The organism is Actinosynnema sp. NPDC023658, assembly GCF_040639995.1.
GTDB lineage: Bacteria > Actinomycetota > Actinomycetes > Mycobacteriales > Pseudonocardiaceae > Actinosynnema.
Genome location: NZ_JBFAAX010000091.1, coordinates 1 through 17,725 on the forward strand (window position 1 = coordinate 1; position 17,725 = coordinate 17,725).

At 71.6% G+C, this 17,725-nt stretch carries 18 protein-coding genes, 1 pseudogene and 1 riboswitch; of the genes and pseudogenes, 10 read left to right on the top strand and 9 right to left on the bottom strand.

Annotated features, from left to right (window positions below):
• Positions 1-917, bottom strand: a pseudogene (locus AB0G02_RS13545) (nitronate monooxygenase); the annotation flags it as partial.
• Between the two features lie 99 nt (positions 918-1,016).
• Positions 1,017-2,513, bottom strand: coding sequence for a glycosyl hydrolase family 18 protein (locus AB0G02_RS13550; RefSeq protein ID WP_360793430.1), 1,497 nt, complete (start codon positions 2,511-2,513; stop codon positions 1,017-1,019).
• Positions 2,514-2,621: 108 nt separating this feature from the next.
• Here AB0G02_RS13550 and AB0G02_RS13555 point away from each other — a divergent pair, with 108 nt between their 5' ends.
• Together AB0G02_RS13555 and AB0G02_RS13560 are read left to right on the top strand one after the other, a co-directional pair.
• Positions 2,622-3,047: an HD domain-containing protein gene (locus tag AB0G02_RS13555; protein WP_360793432.1), complete on the top strand. Its 426-nt coding sequence runs from the start codon at positions 2,622-2,624 to the stop codon at positions 3,045-3,047.
• A gap of 120 nt (positions 3,048-3,167) precedes the next feature.
• Positions 3,168-3,389, top strand: a complete 222-nt coding sequence (locus AB0G02_RS13560; protein ID WP_360793434.1) for a hypothetical protein — start codon at positions 3,168-3,170, stop codon at positions 3,387-3,389.
• A gap of 55 nt (positions 3,390-3,444) precedes the next feature.
• Here the strand turns inward: AB0G02_RS13560 and AB0G02_RS13565 are convergent, their stop codons facing one another.
• Complete coding sequence (locus AB0G02_RS13565) at positions 3,445-4,014, bottom strand: Uma2 family endonuclease (RefSeq protein ID WP_360793436.1); 570 nt, start codon at positions 4,012-4,014, stop codon at positions 3,445-3,447.
• Between the two features lie 115 nt (positions 4,015-4,129).
• Positions 4,130-5,974 carry a translation elongation factor 4 gene (lepA, locus tag AB0G02_RS13570; RefSeq protein ID WP_360793438.1) on the bottom strand — a complete coding sequence of 615 codons (1,845 nt, stop codon included), beginning with the start codon at positions 5,972-5,974 and terminating at the stop codon, positions 4,130-4,132.
• A gap of 141 nt (positions 5,975-6,115) precedes the next feature.
• Between lepA and AB0G02_RS13575 the strand changes: the two genes are divergently transcribed.
• Together AB0G02_RS13575 and AB0G02_RS13580 are read left to right on the top strand one after the other, a co-directional pair.
• Complete coding sequence (locus AB0G02_RS13575; RefSeq protein ID WP_360793440.1) at positions 6,116-6,550, top strand: type II toxin-antitoxin system PemK/MazF family toxin; 435 nt, start codon at positions 6,116-6,118, stop codon at positions 6,548-6,550.
• A 91-nt stretch (positions 6,551-6,641) separates the two neighbouring features.
• Positions 6,642-7,241: a methyltransferase domain-containing protein gene (locus AB0G02_RS13580; protein ID WP_360793442.1), complete on the top strand. Its 600-nt coding sequence runs from the start codon at positions 6,642-6,644 to the stop codon at positions 7,239-7,241.
• Here AB0G02_RS13580 and AB0G02_RS13585 read toward each other — a convergent pair.
• The 3 genes from AB0G02_RS13585 to AB0G02_RS13595 are packed head-to-tail and all read right to left on the bottom strand — an operon-like array spanning position 7,218 to position 9,171.
• A complete protein-coding gene (locus AB0G02_RS13585; protein ID WP_360793444.1) occupies positions 7,218-7,586 on the bottom strand; it encodes a VOC family protein in 369 nt (122 codons plus the stop codon). The genes AB0G02_RS13580 and AB0G02_RS13585 overlap by 24 nt on opposite strands.
• A gap of 12 nt (positions 7,587-7,598) precedes the next feature.
• Positions 7,599-8,057, bottom strand: a complete 459-nt coding sequence (locus AB0G02_RS13590) for a GNAT family N-acetyltransferase (protein ID WP_360793446.1) — start codon at positions 8,055-8,057, stop codon at positions 7,599-7,601.
• Between the two features lie 4 nt (positions 8,058-8,061).
• Positions 8,062-9,171, bottom strand: coding sequence for a winged helix DNA-binding domain-containing protein (locus AB0G02_RS13595; protein WP_360793448.1), 1,110 nt, complete (start codon positions 9,169-9,171; stop codon positions 8,062-8,064).
• 119 nt (positions 9,172-9,290) lie between these two features.
• On the opposite strand from AB0G02_RS13595, the gene AB0G02_RS13600 reads away from it, so the two are divergent.
• The 3 genes from AB0G02_RS13600 to AB0G02_RS13610 all read left to right on the top strand — a co-directional run bounded on the left by AB0G02_RS13600 (position 9,291) and on the right by AB0G02_RS13610 (position 11,311).
• Entirely contained in the window at positions 9,291-10,214 is a 924-nt protein-coding gene (locus AB0G02_RS13600) for an SPFH domain-containing protein (RefSeq protein WP_360793450.1), read from the top strand.
• A gap of 1 nt (position 10,215) precedes the next feature.
• Entirely contained in the window at positions 10,216-10,434 is a 219-nt protein-coding gene (locus tag AB0G02_RS13605; protein WP_360793452.1) for a hypothetical protein, read from the top strand.
• 97 nt (positions 10,435-10,531) lie between these two features.
• Positions 10,532-11,311 (top strand): VOC family protein, encoded by a 780-nt coding sequence (locus tag AB0G02_RS13610; RefSeq protein WP_360793454.1) that lies wholly within the window; start codon positions 10,532-10,534, stop codon positions 11,309-11,311.
• Here the strand turns inward: AB0G02_RS13610 and AB0G02_RS13615 are convergent.
• Positions 11,280-12,083: a TSUP family transporter gene (locus tag AB0G02_RS13615; protein WP_360793456.1), complete on the bottom strand. Its 804-nt coding sequence runs from the start codon at positions 12,081-12,083 to the stop codon at positions 11,280-11,282. The genes AB0G02_RS13610 and AB0G02_RS13615 overlap by 32 nt on opposite strands.
• 144 nt (positions 12,084-12,227) lie before the next feature.
• Between AB0G02_RS13615 and AB0G02_RS13620 the strand changes: the two genes are divergently transcribed.
• Together AB0G02_RS13620 and rpsT are read left to right on the top strand one after the other, a co-directional pair.
• Positions 12,228-14,507, top strand: a complete 2,280-nt coding sequence (locus tag AB0G02_RS13620) for a glycoside hydrolase family 3 N-terminal domain-containing protein (RefSeq protein WP_360793458.1) — start codon at positions 12,228-12,230, stop codon at positions 14,505-14,507.
• Between the two features lie 126 nt (positions 14,508-14,633).
• Positions 14,634-14,894, top strand: a complete 261-nt coding sequence (gene rpsT / locus AB0G02_RS13625) for a 30S ribosomal protein S20 (protein ID WP_073889602.1) — start codon at positions 14,634-14,636, stop codon at positions 14,892-14,894.
• 257 nt (positions 14,895-15,151) lie between these two features.
• Here the strand turns inward: rpsT and holA are convergent, their stop codons facing one another.
• Complete coding sequence (gene holA, locus AB0G02_RS13630) at positions 15,152-16,135, bottom strand: DNA polymerase III subunit delta (protein WP_360793460.1); 984 nt, start codon at positions 16,133-16,135, stop codon at positions 15,152-15,154.
• A 95-nt stretch (positions 16,136-16,230) separates the two neighbouring features.
• Positions 16,231-16,346, top strand: a riboswitch (SAM riboswitch).
• A gap of 11 nt (positions 16,347-16,357) precedes the next feature.
• Between holA and thrC the strand changes: the two genes are divergently transcribed.
• Positions 16,358-17,620 (top strand): threonine synthase, encoded by a 1,263-nt coding sequence (gene thrC / locus AB0G02_RS13635; RefSeq protein ID WP_360793462.1) that lies wholly within the window; start codon positions 16,358-16,360, stop codon positions 17,618-17,620.
• Positions 17,621-17,725 lie beyond the last annotated feature (105 nt).

The window sequence follows — 17,725 nt, forward strand, 5'->3', positions numbered from 1 at the left end:
AACGACATCAGCTCCGGGTCGCCGCCGGCGCGCACCGGCCGGGTCAGGTGGTGCACCTCCGGGTACGCGGCGGGCGCCTGCTCCTGGTTCTCCACCAGGAACCGGTTCACCAGACCGCGCGCCGGACGCCCGCTGAACGCCCTGGTCAGCGCGGTGCGCCGGGTGCCCTCAGCGAGGGCCTGGCGGTGCGCGGCGGACGTGCCCGCCTCCGGCGTGGCCAGGAACGCCGTGCCCAGCTGCGCCGCCACCGCGCCCGCGGTGATGACGGCGGCGACGTCCGCGCCGTGCACCAGGCCGCCGGTCGCGATCAGCGGCAGGTCCACCTTCGCGCGGACCAGCCGCAACGCGGCCAGCACGCCGAACAGCTCGCCACCGCCCGGTGAGACGCCGTCGTCGGAGAACGTGCCGCGGTGCCCGCCCGCGTCGCTGCCCTGCACGCACAGCGCGTCCGCGCCGACCTGGGCCGCCTGCGCGGCCTCCTGCGGAGTGGTGACGGTGACGACGACCGTGGCGCCCGCGGCGTGCAGCCGGTGCACGTCCTCGGGGTTGGGCAGGCCGAACGTGAACGAGACGACCGGGACGCGCATCGCCATCACGAGTTCCAGCTTGGCCGCGTAGGAGTCGTCGTCCCAGCGCGGTTCGCCCGGCTCGGTCGACGACTGCGCCCTGACCCGGTCGCGGTAGCCGGACAGGTCGGTGGTGGACCGGGGACCGGGCACGAACAGGTTGACCCCGAACGGCCGGTCGGTCAGCGCGGTGGTGGCGGCGACCTGGCCGGCGACCGCCTCGACGGACAGGTAGCCGGCGGCCAGGAACCCCAGGCCGCCGGCGCGGCCCAACTCGGGCACCAGTTACGGTGTGGACGCCCCACCGGCCATCGGTGCGGCGATGACGGGCACTTCGAGTCGGTCCAGCATGCCGCCGACCCTAACCCCCGCCACCGGGAAACGGAGGAACGCTCGGCCGCGGCCGTGCCGTCCCTCCCGCGGCGCGGCGGGAGGGACGGCACCCGCGCACTACGGCAGCGCGTCCAGGTGCGGCGCCACCGTGTTGGCGAACTGCCAGTTGTTGACGGCGTCCCAGTTGATCGACCACGTCATCGCGCCGCGGATGCCGGGCCAGGTCTGCGAGGGCTTGAACGAACCGCAGTTCGTGCCCTTGGCCAGGCAGTCCAGCGCCGCGTTGACGTTGGCCGGCGACTGGTAGCCGCCACCTGCGCCGGACGGCGAGGCGGGCAGGCCGAGGCCCACCTGGTCGGGGCGCAGGCCGTTCTGCAGCTGGATGCAGGCCAGCGCGACCAGGAAGTCGACCGTGCCCTGCGAGTAGACCTTCTGGTCGCAGCCGAGCATCGAGCCGGAGTTGTAGTACTGCATGTTGACCACGGTGAGGATGTCCTTCACCGCCAGCGCCAGCTTGAAGTACTCCTGGCCGGTCGACTGCATGTCGATGGTCTGCGGCGCCATCGTGATGATCCGGCCGCCGCCCGCGTTGATGGCCCGCAACGCCTGCGCCATGTAGGTCGAGTTGACGCCGTTCTCCAGGTCGATGTCCACGCCGTCGAACCCGTAGCCGGCGATCAGCGCCTTGACGCTGTCGGCGAAGTTCGTCGCGGCGGTGGAGTTGCCGACGCTGATGGTGCCCTTCTCGCCGCCGACCGACAGGACGACCTTCTGCCCGCGGGCCTGGAGGGTGCGCACGTCGGCCTTGAACTGGGCGTCGGTGTAGCCGCCGAGCTTGCTCGACAACGTCGGGTCGAGGGTGAACGTGACCGCGCCGGGGGTGGCGGTGGCGTCCGCGAACGAGACGGCCACGATGTCGTACGTCGTCGGCACGTCGGAGAGCTTGAGCACCCGCGAACCGTTGTCGAAGTTGTGCCAGTACCCGGTGAGCACGTGCTTGGGCAACGTCGGGTTCGGGTTGCCGGTCGTCGTGGTCGTGGTCGTCGTGGTGGTGGACGTGGTGGTCGTCGTCTTCGTGGTCGTGCTGGTCGTGGTGCTGGTCGTGGTGCTCGTCGGCGGGGTGCCCGGACCGTCCAGGCTCACGTCGTCGGCGTAGAAGGTCGGCTGGCCGTACCAGCCGTGCACGTAGACGGTGACGCTCGTGCTCGCGCCGCTGGTGAAGTCGAGCGAGAGCTGCCCGAAGCCCGCCGAGCCCGGCGTCCAGGTGCTCTTCTCGCCGCTGCTGGTGCCGGTCACGCCGAGGTACACGTAGCTGCCCTGCACCCAGGCGGACAGCTTGTAGGCGGTGTTGGCCTGCACGGTGACCGTCTGCGAGCAGCGCGCGTTGTCCGAGCCCGCCGGGGTGCCCGCCATGGCGGACGTGCCGCTGCGCTTGGTCGTGGTCACCGCCGTCGCCGCGGCGCTGCACGTCCACCCGCCGGTGCCGCCCTCGAAACCGGGGTTGGCGACCAGGTTGGCGGCCGACGCGCTGCCCGCGACCACCAGGGTCAGGCCCGCGATGGCCAGCACACCCGCCAGCACCGCGCCCAGTGCGCGTCTCGTCCTCGAAGCCACGTCCACCTCCACGTTCTCGTCGGCGGCCAAAGCCCAGCACAGGTGACGTGGGCCACTCGAAAAATGGACTAGACCACTAGGCCTTGTCAAGGGTGTGACCATGAGCGGGTGACGTTCACCGTTGATGACGCGGTCCGGCTCGCGCGCGCGGCCCACGAGGGGCAGGTCGACAAGTCCGGCCAGCCCTACATCGGCCACCCGTTGCGCGTGATGGCTCGGGTCTCCGGCGAGCACGCCCGCATGGCGGCCGTGCTGCACGACGTCCTGGAGGACACTTCCGTCACGGAGGGCGACCTGCTGGCCGCCGGGTGCCCGCCGGAGGTGGTGTCGACCGTGCTGGCGTTGAGCCACCGCGAGGGCGAGTCACAGGAGGACTACCTCGCCCGCGTGCTGACCGATCCGGTCGCGGTGGAGGTCAAGAGGGCCGACATCTCCGACAACACCTCACCGGCGCGACTGGCGCGACTGGACCCCGCGACCCGGGACCGGCTGCGCGCGAAGTACGCGCGGGCCCTGGACATCATCGGCCGGTGACCTCGTCTTCACCCGCTCGTCACGGTTGCGGCGGAGATCACGCCCGATGTGGTGTCGCAAGCCCCTGACGTGCGGCATCATAGTAGGTGAACCGATACAGAAGGACGACCGAAAGGCGATATGACCAACCCTCTGAAGACCGTTCGCACGTACTTCGCCACCCGGCGGCAGATCCGCGAGCGGGAAGCGGACCTGAACCGCGAGTTGGCCAGCTACAACACCCCGAGCGCCCGGATGGACATGGAAGCCATCCTCGCCCGGCACTCCGGCCACGAGGCGCGTGAGATCGAAGCGATCCTCCGCCGCCACGCGCTGAACGGCATGCTCCGCAACCACAGCTGAGCGGCCACACCCTCACGAGGGCCTTCAAGACAGGGGCGTCTTGAAGGCCCTTTCGTCATTCCACTCCCTCCCACAGGGCGCCGAGCAGCTCGGCGGGCACGACGCGCACCGGGAACGGCAGGGTCGCGTCGAACGGCTTCTCCTCGTGCACCTCGGCCACCTGCTGGTAGCGGCCCTCGGCGTCGAGTTCGTACACCACCATCACGGGCTCTTGCGGATCGATCACCCAGTAACTGGGGACGCCCATGCGCTCATAGGCGTTCTTCTTGATGGTCAGATCGCGGATGCCCGTACTCGGTGAGAGCACTTCCACGGCCAGCAGCGGCGCGACGGGCAACAACTTCTCCGTGAAATCGACGTTGCGACCGACGAGCACATCCGGCTGCAACTCGGTCCTCTCGGTCGGTCGCACGGCGAACGGCGCGGTCAGCACGCTCAGGTCGTCCGGGCAGTTCGCGTCCAGGAGCACGGCGATCTTCACGACGATCTTCTGATGCCGCAACCCCGGTGCCGGACTCACGAAGAGCTGCCCGTCGACGAGCTCGTAACGGCGTCCGTCATCAGGCATGTCCTCCAGGTCTTCGACCGTGTAGGAGTCGCCTTCGTGTTCGACCATGACAGTCATGGTCCCCTCCTTCCGGTTGGTGCGCCAACCATGGCAGGGGAATTCGCCAAAACAGCGATCCGCGCCGATCAGCCACCCGAAGATGTACCGATCGACGCGGACGGGACCGCTGGTCCTACTTCTTGCCCTTGTCCTTGCCCGAGTCCTCGGTGGACAGAGCGGCGACGAAGGCTTCCTGGGGGACCTCGACGCGGCCCACCATCTTCATCCGCTTCTTGCCTTCCTTCTGCTTCTCCAGCAGCTTGCGCTTGCGGGTGATGTCACCGCCGTAGCACTTCGCGAGCACGTCCTTGCGAATGGCGCGGATCGTTTCGCGGGCGATCACGCGGGCGCCCACGGCGGCCTGGATCGGCACCTCGAACTGCTGCCTCGGGATCAGCTCGCGCAGCTTGCTGGCCATCTTGGTGCCGTAGCCGTAGGCGTGGTCCTTGTGCACGATCGCGCTGAACGCGTCCACCGGCTCGCCCTGGAGCAGGATGTCGACCTTCACCAGCTCGGCGTCCTGCTCGCCCGACTCCTCGTAGTCCAACGACGCGTAACCGCGCGTGCGCGACTTCAGGGCGTCGAAGAAGTCGAAGATGATCTCACCGAGCGGCATGGTGTAGCGCAGCTCGACGCGGTCCTCGGACAGGTAGTCCATGCCGCCGAGCTGGCCGCGCTTGGACTGGCACAGCTCCATGATCGCGCCGATGTAGTCGCTGGGCGCGATGATCGTGCACTTGGTGACCGGCTCGTAGACCTCGGCGCGCTTGCCGTCGGGCCAGTCGGACGGGTTGGTCACCACGTGCTCGGTGCCGTCGTCCATGACCACGCGGTAGACCACGTTGGGCGCGGTGGAGATCAGGTCCAGGCCGAACTCTCGCTCCAGCCGGTCGCGGGTGATCTCCAGGTGCAGCAGGCCGAGGAACCCGCACCGGAAGCCGAAGCCCAGCGCGGCCGACGTCTCCGGCTCGAACGTCAGCGCGGCGTCGTTGAGCTGCAGCTTCTCCAGCGCCTCGCGCAGGATCGGGTAGTCCGAGCCGTCCACCGGGTACAGGCCGGAGTAGACCATCGGGCGGGGCTCGCGGTACCCGGCCAGCGGCTGGGTGGCGCCGTGCTTCTCGGCCGTGACGGTGTCGCCCACCTTCGACTGGCGCACGTCCTTCACGCCGGTGATGAGGTAGCCCACCTCGCCCACGCCCAGGCCGACGCTCGGCTTCGGCTCGGGCGAGATGATGCCCACTTCCAGCAGCTCGTGGGTCGCGTTGGTCGACATCATCCGGATCCGCTGGCGCGGGGTGATCTTGCCGTCGACCACGCGGATGTAGGTGACCACGCCGCGGTAGGTGTCGTACACCGAGTCGAAGATCATCGCGCGGGGCGGGGCGTCGGCGTCGCCCACCGGGGCGGGCACGCGCTTGACGACCTCGTCCAGCAGCGCGCCGACGCCGAGGCCGGTCTTGGCCGAGACGCGCAGCACCTCCTCGGGCTCGCAGCCGACGATGTGCGCGAGCTCCTTGGCGTACTTGTCCGGGTCCGCCGCGGGCAGGTCGATCTTGTTCAGCACCGGGATGATGGTGAGGTCGTTCTCCATCGCCAGGTACAGGTTGGCCAGCGTCTGGGCCTCGATGCCCTGCGCGGCGTCCACCAGCAGCACGGTGCCCTCGCACGCCTCCAGGGCCCGCGAGACCTCGTAGGTGAAGTCGACGTGACCCGGCGTGTCGATCATGTGCAGCACGTGGTCGCGGCCCTCGACCTGCCAGGGCAGCCGGACGTTCTGCGCCTTGATCGTGATGCCGCGCTCGCGCTCGATGTCCATCCGGTCGAGGTACTGCGCGCGCATCGCCCTGGCGTCGACCACGCCGGTGAGCTGCAACATCCGGTCGGCCAGGGTCGACTTGCCGTGGTCGATGTGCGCGATGATGCAGAAGTTCCGGATGAGCTCCGGAGGCGTGAACGTCTGGTCGGCGAACGTGCTCACTCAGGTTCCTCGCACAGGAAGGACGGGGGCCTACTTCGACTGGACGCGGACGGGGGCGCCCATGTCAACAAGACACAGCATCTCACGTCACGCCGCCGTGGCGTTCCCCGTGGGCGTGACCGAGGCCATAAGCTGCCCGCCGTGTACGCGAACGGTGAGGACGCCCGACCGGACCGGGGCGCGGTGCGCGAGGTCCACTCGGCCGCGGTGGCGGCCACCCTGGAGTACTCCCCCGACCTGGACGGCCTGGCCGACCCGGGCGAGGTGGTGTGGGCCTGGGTGCCCTTCGAGGAGGACCCGAGCCGGGGCAAGGACCGGCCGCTGCTGGTCGTCGGTCGCCGCGGCCGGGCGCTGCTCGGCCTGATGCTGACCAGCAAGACCCCCGACCGGCACGAGGTCGACGACTGCCTGGACCTGGGCTCGGGGCGCTGGGACCAGGACGGCCGGAAGTCCTACCTGCGGCTGGACCGGGTGTTCGAGCTGGACGAGGGCGACATCCGCCGCGAGGGGTCGGTGCTGGAGCCGGAGCGGTTCTCGCTGGTCGTGGACGCGCTGCGGCGGCTGGGCTGGCGCTGAGCGCTCCTGGATGGGCCTCGGGGTGCATCTCCGGCTCTTCCTCGGGGCGATCCCCGATGCCGTCGGACCGGGCGCCGACGACGCTGGGCGCATGGCGACGAACAACCTGGTGAAGGCGTTGGACGCGGCGTTCGGGCACCCGCGCGGCAAGGTGGGCGAGCTGGGCGGCCGGGTGATGGCCGTGCTGAACGCCAAGGTCGAGGAGCACGTCACCGAGGTGGCGGCGCCGACGCCCGAGGAGGTCGTGCTGGTGCTCGGCCCCGGTCCGGGCGTGGGGCTCAAGCTGGCCGGTGAGCGGGCGCTCAAGGCGATCGGCGTCGACCCGTCGCAGGTCATGCTGGACGAGGCGCGCAACCGGTGCGCGGAGCTGATCGTGGCGGGCAGGGTGGAGCTGCGCGAGGGGGCGGCGACGCGGACCGGCCAGCCCGAGGACTCCGTGGACGTGGTGGTCTCGGTGAACAACCTCCAGCTGTGGGGCAACCGGCCGGCCGCGTTCCACGAGCTGGCCCGGGTGCTGCGGCCCGGCGGCAGGCTGGTCGTCTCGGTGCACCGGCGGGTGCTGGACACCTCCGAGTACGACCTGATCCGCGAGGCCGAGGCGGCCGGGTTCACCGGGGTGCGCACCTCACTGCACCAGTACGGCGGGGTGGTGGGCCCCGCGGTGCAGCTACTCGCGCACGTCCCGGCGTAGCGGGTGGTCGGCGGGGATCTCGACGAGCACGACCAGCCGACCGTCCGGGTCGGAGATCCACATCTCGTCGAGGCCCCACGGCTCGCGCCGGGCGGGCCGGACGACGTGGTCCGCGAGCTCCTCGGCGGCTCGGGCCAGGTCGCGCACCTGGACCCACAGCTGCGTGGCGTCAGTGGGGTCCTCGGTCGAGCTGCCGGAGACCTCCAGGAACCCCTGGCCGAGGAAGAACACCGTGCCGCCGGGGAACTCCCGGTACACGGCCAGGCCCAGCACGTCCCGGTAGAACGCCCGGGCGCGTTCCGGGTCGCGTGAGCGCACGAGGACGCGACTGCTCAGGATCTCCACGCGATCAGGCGATCACACGTCGAGCTCCAGCGCCATCCGGACGTGCGTGTCCTCGCGGCCGGCCTCGCGCCAGCCGTGGCGGGCGTAGAAGCGCCGCGCGCGGTGGTTCTCCGCGAACACGTCGAGGTGCGCGGTGGTGACGCCGAGGTCCCGTAGCGCAGCCACGGCCGCGTCGTGCAGGGCGTGGCCGACACCCTTGCCCCAGGACACCGGGTCGACCTGGAGCTGCAACAGCTCGCCACCCGGCGTGACCAGGGCGAACCCGGCGAGCACGCCGTCGAGGTCGGCGCACAGCCACACCCGGCCGGGCTTGTCGAAGGAGTAGCCGGCGGCGCGCGTGGACCGCTCCCACTCCGCGAGCTCCGCCTCGGGCAGGTGGCCCTCGTAGTAGCTGCGCCGGGCCTTGACGTGGATCCCGACCAGCGGCCACTCGTCGTCGGCCCGCGGTGGGCGCACGGTGATCGTCCCCATGCCCTCAGGGACGTGGGACGGCCGGTGAGGTTGTCCGGACCTCGTGCGCGGGGGCGTCCGGCGCGAGGAACGCCAGCAGCCGAGCGCCCTCCCGCTCCACCTCGTCCACAGTGGACAGGCGGCGGAACGGCCGCAGCTCCAGCGTGACGACGTCCCGGGTCCGGTGCAGCTTCCAGTCGCCCGCCGTGACGCCGTCCACCAGGAAGAACTGCGGCACGGGCCCGTGCCGGTCGTAGCCCTGCGCGCGCACGTCGTCGGTGACGACCCGGCGCCGGTCGGCGTGCGAGAGCAGCAGGTTGTCGAAGTCGTAGAGGAACCGCGCGGGCGCGGGCACGTCCTCGTTCGGGCGCGGCGCGTCGGGCAGGTCGAACAGCTCCTGGCCGTCCTCGTCGCGCAGCCGCAGCAGCGGCAGTCCCTCGACCACCCCGCGGAGCCCGGTCAGGCCGGACCACGTCTGCACGTCCTTGACCGTCGCGGGCCCGAACGCAGCCAGGTAGCGCAGCACCAGCTCGTCCACGGCGGGCGCGTCCGCCACGGGCGCACCCAGCCACGTCTCCGCGCTCGTGTGCGCGATCGCACCGCTGCGCCCCCACACCCCGCGCGGCGGCACCTGCACCAGCGGCACCAGGCAGCGGACCGCGTAGGCGAGCGCGGTGGGCGCGCGGTCCGGCCACTGCTCGTGCAGCAGCGCGCCAAGCTCCTTGTTGGTGCGCGGCTTCTCGGCCAGCAACGCCCGTCCGGCGGCCACCACGGCGTCCACGTCCAGTCCGCGCATGTCCCGGCCGTGGGTGTGGTTGCGGTAGAGGTCCCGGTCGAGCGCGGGCTGGACCGCGGGGCGCAGCGCGAGGGCGTCGGCCGCGGTGACCAGGTGGATCGTCGAGCGCATCACCGCCAAGCGCACCAGCGTGCGGTCGACGAGCAGGTCCGCGGCCCGGTCGGGCGTGAAGCCCGCGACGCGCGACCACAGGCCGGTGTACCAGGTGTGCGGCGTCTGGGCCTGCAACCCGACCAGGTGCGAGACGACCTCGGGCACCGCGGCGTCGGTGCGGGCCAGCAGGAACTGGCGGGCCAGGGTGGCTCGACCGAGGGCGCGACGGCTCAGTACCGGGGTCATGCGCCCACCGTAGGACCCATTGCGGACAACTCCCGTCCTCGTCCCGCCGCGGCTTGCCCCGCCGACGGAAAAAGTGATATCACTTTGCTAAGCGCACGATATGAGAACGAGGGTGGAACATGGACGCGACGACGGACGTGGCGGTGCGGATGCCCGCGCCTGCGGTGCGGGAGAAGGCGGCGGTCGCCGCGCCGGGCATCCTGGCGTTCTTCATCGGGCTGCTGGTGCTGGCGATCGGGGCGCTGCTGGTGTTCGTGGCGGTCGTGCCCGACGTCGACGGCCCGAACGTCCCGGTCGGGATCACCGGCCTGGTGGTGCTGACCGGAGGCGCCGTCGGCCTGCGCGGGCTGTTCACCGTGGCGCCGGGCGAGGCGCGCGTGCTGCAGTTCCTCGGCCGCTACACCGGCACCGTCCGCCAGGACGGCCTGCGCTGGGCGAACCCGTTCAGCACGCGGGTCAAGGTCTCGACCCGGATCCGCAACCACGAGACCGCGACGCTGAAGGTCAACGACGCCGACGGCAACCCGATCGAGATCGCCGCCGTGGTGGTGTGGCAGGTCGACGACACCGCGCGGGCGATGTTCGAGGTGGACGACTTCGTGCGGTTCGTCGGCATCCAGACCGAGACCGCGGTGCGGCACATCGCGACCAGCTACCCGTACGACAACCACGACGACTCGGGCCTGTCGCTGCGCGAGAACGCGGACGAGATCACCGAGACGCTGTCGGTGGAGATCTCGGCCCGGGTGCAGGCCGCCGGGGTGAAGGTGATCGAGTCCCGGCTGACGCACCTGGCCTACGCTCCGGAGATCGCGCAGGCGATGCTGCAGCGCCAGCAGGCGGGTGCGGTCGTCGCGGCGCGGTCGCGGATCGTGGAGGGCGCGGTCGGCATGGTCCAGCTCGCCCTGGACCGGCTGGCCGAGGAGGACGTGGTGGAACTGGACGAGGAGCGCAAGGCGGCGATGGTGTCGAACCTGCTGGTCGTGCTCTGCGGCGACCGATCCACCCAGCCCGTGGTCAACGCCGGGTCGTTGTACACCTGACGTGGCCGAGCGCAAGAGCGTCCTGCTGCGCCTCGACCCCGCGGTGCACGACGCGCTGACGAGGTGGGCGAACGACGAGCTGCGCAGCACGAACGCGCAGATCGAGTTCGTGCTGCGCCGTGCGCTCGCCGAAGCCGGTCGCCTGCCGACCGGGGCCGCCGACCAGCCCAAGCGCGGTCGGCCGCGCAAGCGGCCCCGGGACGAAGGGGAACCGGGCTAGCACCGCCGCCGTCCACCGCCACCGCGGCCGGACGGCGGCGGCCACCGTTCGGGTGATCAACTCGCGCCGTGCGGCGGCCGGTGCGACCGTTGGCCGGGTGAGCGAGCTGAACTCCCCGTACGCGCCCGGCACGCCCGCGTGGGTCGACATGATGACCACCGACCGCGAAGCCACCATGGAGTTCTACGGCGGCCTGTTCGGCTGGGACTTCGAGGTCGGCGGCCCGGAGACCGGGCACTACACGATGGCGCTCGTGCGCGGGCTGCCCGTGGCGGGGTTCGGTGAGATGCCGCGCGACGTGATGTTCCCCGTGGTGTGGACGACCTACCTGGCCACCGACGACCTGGACGAGTCGCTGGACGAGCTGAACGCCGAGGGCGGCAAGGTGCTCGTGCCGGAGTTCGACACCGGCGGGCCGGGGCGCGGGGCGATCGCGGTCGACCCGTACGGCGCGGCGTTCGGGCTGTGGGAGGCGGGCACGCACATCGGCGCGTACGTGGTGAACGAGCCGGGTTCGGTGGTGTGGAACGAGCTGGCCACCCGCGACCCGTTCGGCGCGGCGGAGTTCTACCAGCAGGTGTTCGGCGTGGGGCTGGACCCGTTGCCGGACTTCCCCTACACGCAGCTGCGGGTGGACGGCCGCGCGGTGGCGGGCGTGTTCGGGATGGCCAACGACATCCCGGCCGAGATCCCGCCGCACTGGATGACCTACTTCGCGGTGGCCGACGCCGACGCGGCGGCCCGGCGGGTGCGCGAGCTGGGCGGCGTCACGGTGGGCGAGGTGGTGGACTCGCGGTTCGGCCGCTTCACCACGGTCGGTGACCCGATGGGCGCGACGTTCCGGGTCATCCAACCGCCGCCTTCCACCCCAGACTGACCACCAGCGCCACCACGACGGTGAGGAACACCCGGCGCACGAACGCCGAGCCCCGCCGCACCGCCAGCCGGGCGCCGAACACCGCGCCGGTCACGTTGCACAGCGCGAGCACCAACCCCAAGCCCCACAACACCTTCCCGGCGGGGATGAAGTACAGCAGCGCGCCCAGGTTGGTGGCGACGTTGACGACCTTGGCCGTGGCCGAGGCGCGCAGGAACGCGAACCCGACCAGGCCCACCAGCAGGAACACCAGGAACGCGCCCGTGCCGGGTCCGGCCAGGCCGTCGTAGAACCCGATCACCGCGCCGCCCAGGGCCATCACGGCGACCTGCGCGACGCGCGTGAACCTCGGCGTCTCGGCCACGCCCAGCTCCGGCTTGCGCCACGTGTAGAGGCCGACGCCGACGAGTGCCACGAGCACCACGGCGTTGAGCACACCGGGCGCCAGCGCGCCGGCGAACGCCGCACCGCCCACCGCGCCCGCGAACGCCGCCACCGCCATCGGCAGCGCGGACGTCCAATCGATCGCGGCCTGCCGGGAGTAGGTGCGCACCGCCGCCGCCGTGCCGACCACGGCGGCCACCTTGTTCGTGGCCAGCGCGAACAGCGGCTGACCGCCGGGCGCGACGAGCAGCAGGGCGGGCAGCTGGATCAACCCGCCGCCGCCCACCACCGCGTCGACCGCGCCCGCGAGGGCGGCGGCCAGGCAGAGGAACAGCAGGGCGGCGAGCGAGATGTGCCCGAAGCCGGGCCAGTCGAGTGCGGCGGTCACACCGCTCATCAAACAATACGAGCGTACTGCATTTCACCCCTTACGGGTTGGGAGCGCTCCCAGGATCGGCCGTTCAGCCCTGTTGTGGGCCAGGTCACGCGGGAGAGGGTGTCGGCGGGTGTTCGAAGATCCTGGAGGTTCCCGGTGTTGAGATCCCGCAAGCGGACCGCGGTGTCCGCGTTGGCCGTGCTGGCCCTGTTGGTCACCGGCGCACAGGCCAGTGGCATCGTCGAACCGGCCGGCCAGGGCTACCTGGACGCCCGGGCGCCGGTCGACCGGCGGGTCGACGACCTCCTCAAGCGCATGACGCTGGAGGAGAAGGTCGGCCAGATGACCCAGATCCGGCTGGGCAAGCTGCGCGGCAACTGCGAGTGGAACCCCGGTCCGCTGCGCGAGGACTGCATGAAGGCCGTGCTGGAGGACGCGAAGGTCGGCTCGATCCTGTCGGGCGGCGGCGACGCGCCGAGCCCCAACACGCCCCGCGCGTGGGCGGAGTTGACCAACGCCGTCCAGAAGTACGCGCTGGACCACGGCCGGCTGCGCATCCCGGTGATCTACGGCGCGGACGGCGTGCATGGCCACTCGAACGTGCTCAGCGCCACCATGTTCCCGCACCAGATCGGCCTCGGCGCGACCTGGGACCCGCAGCTGCTGGAGAAGCTCGGCGCGTCCACCGGTCGGGCCATGCGCGCCACCGGCGTGTTCTGGAACTTCGCGCCGGTGTCCGACATCGCCCGCGACACCCGTTGGGGCCGCTACTACGAGACCTTCAGCGAGGACCCGCTGCTCGCGGGCTCCCTGGCGGCGGCGAACGTGCGCGGGCAGCAGGGCGACCCGACCGACGGCACCGCGAAGCTCACCGCGACCGCCAAGCACTTCGCGGGCTACTCGGAGCCGTTCAACGGCCACGACCGCGCGCCCGCCCAGCTCCCGATCCGGTACCTCCAGGACACCGTGCTGCCCGCCTTCCAACCGCAGTTCGACGCGGGCGTCGGCACCGTGATGATCAACTCCGGCGCGGTGAACGGCGTGCCCGCGCACGCCTCGAAGTACCTGCTGACCGAGCAGCTGCGCGACCGGATGGGCTTCCGGGGCGTGGCGGTCACCGACTGGGAGGACATCCGGTTCCTGGTCGACCGCTACCACGTGGCGGCGGACTACCCGGAGGCCATCGCGATGGCCGTCAACGCGGGCGTCGACATGGCGATGGAGCCGTCCGACGCGGCCGGGTTCACCGCCGGGCTGCTGGCGGGCGTGCGCGGCGGCGCGATCCCCGGCAAGCGGATCGACCAGGCCGTGCGGCGGATCCTGAAGCTCAAGTTCGAGCTGGGGCTGTTCGAGAAGCCGTTCGTGGACGCCGAGCGGGCCGACGCGATCGTCAACAACGCGGACCGGCCGCTGGCCCGGCAGGCCGCCGCGGAGAGCGCGGTGCTGCTGCGCAACGAGGGCGTGCTGCCCCTGTCGACCGGCGCGGGCAAGCTCGTGGTGACCGGTGACGCGGCCGACTCCGTTCCCCGGCAGCTCGGCGGCTGGTCGGTCGGCTGGCAGGGCGTGCCGGGCTCGTCCCCGATGCCGCCGGCGGTGACGGTGCTGCAGGGCATCAAGGCCGCCGCGCCGTCGACGAACGTGGTCAGCGCCCCGGCGCAGGCCGACGCGGTCGCCCAGGCGGGTGACGCCGACGCGGTCGTCGTGGTGCTGGGTGAAGACCCCGGCGCGGAGGGAGACGCGGACACCGAGGAACCGGCGTTGACCGCCGAGCAGCAGGGCCTGGTGGACGCGGTGCGGGCCACCGGCAAGCCGGTCGTGGTGGTGCTGCTCACCGGCAGGCCGCAGGTGCTGGGCACGGTGGCGGACGCCCCGGCGCTGGTCGCGGGCTGGCTGCCCGGCTCCGAGGGTGGTTCGGCCATCGCGGACGTGCTGTTCGGCGCGGTGAACCCGAGCGGGAAGCTGCCCGTGTCCTGGCCGAAGTCGATCGGTGACCAGCCGTTCTCCTACGACCAGCTGCGCGGCGCGAACACCGCGCCCGCCTCGACCTACGACCCCGCGTTCGCGTTCGGGCACGGCCTGTCGTACACCACGTTCACCACGTCCGCGCCGACGCTGAAGTCCACCGAGGTGCGGCGGGACGAGCAGGTGAAGGTCTCGGTGACCGTGGCCAACACCGGTGCGCGGGACGGGACGCTGGTCGTGCCGGTGTACGTGCACCAGCCCGTGAGCAAGGTGCTGACGCCCGAGCAGCGCCTGGTCGGCTTCACGCGCGTGGCGCTGAAGGCGGGCGAGCAGCGCGCGGTCGAGGTGGCGTTCGACGTCAAGCGGCTCGCGGTGACGTCGGGTGACATGGACGGCTCGGGCAGGCCCGAGGTCGCCAAGGGCGGTTACGAGGTCGTGGTGGGCGACGGGAGGGCTCGGTTCACGGTGCGGTGAGCTGCCCTGATATCCTTCTCGGCCGTACCCGCGCGGCATTCCGCTGTGGAGGAAAACCGCCCCCTCGGGGGTGGAGCCGGTGACAAGCGCGGTGCGACTCCGAGACCAGGAAAAGGTGGCTTTCGCGTGGCGAACATCAAGTCCCAGATGAAGCGGATCAAGACGAACGAGAAGGCGCGGCTGCGCAACAAGGCCGTCAAGTCGTCGCTCAAGACCGCGATCCGCAAGTTCCGTGAGGCTGCCGAGGCCGGTGACAAGGAGAAGGCCACCGTGCTGGCGCGGGAGGCTTCCCGCAAGCTCGACAAGGCCGTCACCAAGGGCGTGATCCACGCCAACCAGGCCGCCAACAAGAAGTCGGCGCTGGCGCGACGCGCCAACCAGATCTGATCTGGTCCTCACGCCGAAGCGCCGCCCACCCCGCACGGGGTCGGGCGGCGCTTTTCGTCGTCCCACCCGGCCACCACACCACCCCGGCACTCGGCCCCCGAGTACCCGCCAGCCGCGACACCACCGGCCGGCACCACCGCCCGGCGACCGCCACCCAGGCACCACCGCACGGCAACGCCACCCAGGCAGCCGCCGACGCCGGTGCGCCCTGCGGTTGCCCGCAGTAGTCGACGGATGCCGGCGGCGAGGAGCGGTCCTCAGCGCCGTCCGTGCGCCGCGACGATCTTGAGCACCGCGCGCTCCAGGGCGTAGCCCGAGTCGGCCGCGACCCCCTTGACGTCCGCGTTCAGGTCCGCGACCACCGTCATCGCCGCCGCGAGCCCCCGGTCCTCCCAGCCTCGCGACTGGCCCTGGGCCTTCTTCACCTTCCACGGCGGCATGCCCAGCTCGCCGGCCAGCTTGAACGGGTCGCCCCGCCCCACCGCGGACACCCGCGCGATCGTGCGCACCGCGTCGGCCAGCGCGTCCGCGACCAGCACGTGCGGCACGCCGAGCTGGATCGCCCACCGCAGCGCCTCCAGCGCACCGGCCCGGTCGCCCATGACCGCCTTCTCCGCGACCGCGAACCCGGTCACCTCGGCCCGACCCCGGTGGTACCGGCGGACCGCCTCGGCGTCTACCTTCCCACCGGTGTCCGCGACGAGCTGCGACGCCGCCGCCGCCAGCTCGCGCAGGTCCGACCCGACCGCCTCGATCAGCGCCGCCACGGCCTCCGGGTCGGCCTTGCCGCCACCCGCCGACCGGATCTCGTTGCGCACGAACGCTTCCCGGTCCGCCGCCTTGGTGACCTTGGGGCACTCGGTGACCCGCGCACCGGCCTTGCGCAGCGCCGCGGGCAGGTCCTTGGCCACCTTGCTGCGCCCGCCGCCGCTGTGCACGACCACCAACGACACGCCATCCGCCGGTGACTTGGCGTAGGCGAGGATCGCCTCCGCGATCTCCTTGCCGCACTCGTGCGCGGCCTCCAGCGCGACCACCCGACCCTCCGCGAACAGCGACGGGCTGACCAGTTCGGCCAGCTCAGGAGGGGTGAGATCGGTCACGCGGACGCGGGTCAGGTCGGCCTGCGGGTCGGCTTTCCGCGCTGCCACCAGCGCCGCCCGGACCGCGCGCTCGACCAGCAACTCTTCCTCACCGATGATCAGGTGGACGGCGTCGGGCGTGTCAGCGGGCGCACTCACGGCGCGATCCTCCCACGGGTGACCGACGTCCGGATGGTGGACGTCTCTGGCTGAGGGTCGGGATCGTGCCGTAAGTTGAGGCCATAACTGAATACCGCTCATCCAGAGGGGCAGAGGGATCGGCCCGAAGAAGCCCCGGCAACCCGTCGCACAGCATCCGCTGGCGATCACGGTGCCAATTCCGACCCGCGACGCGCGGGAAAGATGAGGAGATACCTCGCGATGACTGCTGTCAGTGTGCCCTCGGCCACCACCTCCTTCGACCTCGGCCCCGCCCGCGCGCTCTCGTGTCGTGAATGCGGCCACGAGACGCCCCTGGCCGCCGAGTACGCCTGTCTTGAGTGTTTCGGGCCGCTGGAAGTCGCCTACGACTTCGGTCGGATCCGCCGCGAGGACATCGAGGCGGGCCCCCGGTCGATCTGGCGCTACCGCGGCCTGCTCCCCGTGCCGACCACCGTCGAGTCGCACCCCAACACGAACCCCGGCGGCACCCGCCTGGTCGAGGCCGACCGCCTCGCCAAGGCCCTGGGCGTGCGCAAGGTGTGGGTGAAGGACGACACCGGCAACCCGACCCACTCGTTCAAGGACCGCGTGGTCGGCGTCGCCCTCGCCGCCGCCCGCGAGCTCGGCTTCAAGGTCCTGGCCTGCCCGTCCACCGGCAACCTGGCCAACGCCGTGGCCGCCGCCGCGGCCCGCGCCGGCTGGCAGTCGGTGGTGCTGGTGCCGTCCACCCTGGAGCGGGCGAAGATCCTCATGACCGCCGTCTACGGCGGCAACCTGATCACCGTCGACGGCAACTACGACGACGTGAACCGGCTGGCGCAGGAGTTGGCCGCCGAGCACGAGGACTGGGCGTTCGTCAACGTCAACGTCCGCCCCTACTACGCCGAGGGCTCCAAGACGCTCGGGTACGAGGTCGCGGAACAGCTCGGCTGGCGGCTGCCCGACCAGATCGTGGTGCCCATCGCGTCCGGCTCCCAGCTGACCAAGGTCGACAAGGCCTTCCGCGAGCTGGGCACCCTCGACCTGGTCGAGCAGACCCCGTACCGCGTGTTCGGCGCGCAGGCCACCGGCTGCTCCCCCGTCTCGGCCGCCTTCAAGGCCGGCCACGACGTGGTCACCCCCGTCCGCCCGGACACCATCGCCCGCTCGCTGGCGATCGGCGCCCCCGCCGACGGCCCCTACGTGCTGGACGCCGTCCGCCGCACCAACGGCGCGATCGAGGACGTCACCGACGAAGAGGTCGTCGAGGGCATCCGCCTGCTGGCCCGGACCGAGGGCATCTTCGCCGAGACCGCCGGCGGCGTGACCGTCGCGACCGCGAAGAAGCTCATCGAGACCGGCCAACTGGACCCGGACGGCGAGACGGTGCTCCTCATCACCGGTGACGGCCTCAAGACCCTCGACGCCCTGGGTGACCGGGTCGGCCCGCGCGCCAACGTCCCGCCGTCGGCCGAGGCCGTCCTGAAGGCCCTCCAGGACTGACCCCGAGGCCGGCCGTCACGCCTCACCGACCGGCCCCACCCGATCCGCCGGACCTCACCGACCGGGCAGCAGCGTGGTCGGTGAGGACGCCCGGCCCCAGCGCCG

Excerpts from the sequence above, each read along its gene's own strand:
- AB0G02_RS13580 (WP_360793442.1), top strand. The coding sequence starts at position 6,642 with ATGGCGACGAACAACCTGGTGAAGGCGTTGGACGCGGCGTTCGGGCAC.
- AB0G02_RS13560 (WP_360793434.1), top strand. The coding sequence starts at position 3,168 with ATGACCAACCCTCTGAAGACCGTTCGCACGTACTTCGCCACCCGGCGG.
- AB0G02_RS13600 (WP_360793450.1), top strand. The coding sequence starts at position 9,291 with ATGGACGCGACGACGGACGTGGCGGTGCGGATGCCCGCGCCTGCGGTG.
- AB0G02_RS13595 (WP_360793448.1), bottom strand. The coding sequence starts at position 9,171 with ATGACCCCGGTACTGAGCCGTCGCGCCCTCGGTCGAGCCACCCTGGCC.
- thrC (WP_360793462.1), top strand. The coding sequence starts at position 16,358 with ATGACTGCTGTCAGTGTGCCCTCGGCCACCACCTCCTTCGACCTCGGC.
- AB0G02_RS13590 (WP_360793446.1), bottom strand. The coding sequence starts at position 8,057 with ATGGGGACGATCACCGTGCGCCCACCGCGGGCCGACGACGAGTGGCCG.
- AB0G02_RS13565 (WP_360793436.1), bottom strand. The coding sequence starts at position 4,014 with ATGACTGTCATGGTCGAACACGAAGGCGACTCCTACACGGTCGAAGAC.